This is a genomic window from Isoptericola sp. GX10416 (genome assembly GCF_056590155.1).
Genome location: NZ_JBWPVO010000034.1, coordinates 1 through 1100, shown reverse-complemented (window position 1 = coordinate 1100; position 1100 = coordinate 1). Strand labels below are relative to the sequence as shown.

Genomic DNA, 1100 nt, shown 5'->3' with positions numbered 1-1100 from the left:
ACGGATTGTAGGCACACGGTTTCAGGTACTATTTCACTCCCCTCCCGGGGTACTTTTCACCTTTCCCTCACGGTACTTGTCCGCTATCGGTCACTAGGTAGTATTTAGGCTTAGCAAGTGGTCTTGCCAGATTCACACGGGATTTCTCGGGCCCCGTGCTACTTGGGATCCCCTTCACCAGGCCACGCCATTTCGTCTACGGGACTCCCACCCTCTACGGTCCGCCTTTCAATGCGGTTCGACTATGACACGACTTTCTTACTGGTCAGGACCATGTCAGTGATCCTCGAAAGGTCCCACAACCCCATACACGCAACGCCTGACAGCTTGACACGCATATGGTTTGGCCTCATCCGCTTTCGCTCGCCACTACTCACGGAATATCTCTTCCTGCCGGTACTGAGATGTTTCACTTCCCGACGTTCCCCCCTGCACCCTATGAATTCAGGTACAGGTGACCGCACATGACTACGGCCGGGTTCCCCCATTCGGACATCCTCGGATCACAGCTCGTTTGCCAGCTCCCCGAGGCTTAACGCAGGCTACAACGTCCTTCTTCGGCTCCTAGTGCCAAGGCATTCACCGTGTGCCCTTAAAAACTTCGACACACACTACAAATATGCTACAGAAATCCAAGAATAATACTTGAACATCTGGGATGCTCGCGTCCACTGTGCAGTTCTCAAGCAACGGACGGTCCCGCCGGCCCACCGGTGCACCCACCCCCACAACCGTGGAGCGGTCTGCACCAGACCAACGACCCGTATCCATCCGAGGACAAGCCCCGACCACTTCCATGGCCGGTTGCCTCAGGACCCAACAGTGTGCTCAACCAACCCACCAGCCACGCCGACCACGTTCCAGACCACCACCCAAGAGCAGCAGACGTACTAGCAGCCGACCGCACCAGCGGACCGACGTTCGTCAATGTTCCACCCAGAGCAACCACCAGACGCACGTTCGGCGCCTACAGCAGCTGTGCATGACCACCCACCACGAGGCAAGCCCCGCAGCGAGCAGTATGTGCTCCTTAGAAAGGAGGTGATCCAGCCGCACCTTCCGGTACGGCTACCTTGTTACGACTTAGTCCCAATCGCCGG

The 1100-nt window shown here is 57.2% G+C and carries 2 rRNA genes; both read right to left on the bottom strand.

The annotated features are described in order from the left end of the window. A 23S ribosomal RNA gene (locus ACWAT2_RS19320) occupies positions 1 to 606 on the bottom strand; the annotation flags it as partial. 428 nt (positions 607 to 1034) lie between these two features. Continuing rightward, positions 1035 to 1100, bottom strand: a 16S ribosomal RNA gene (locus ACWAT2_RS19315); the annotation flags it as partial.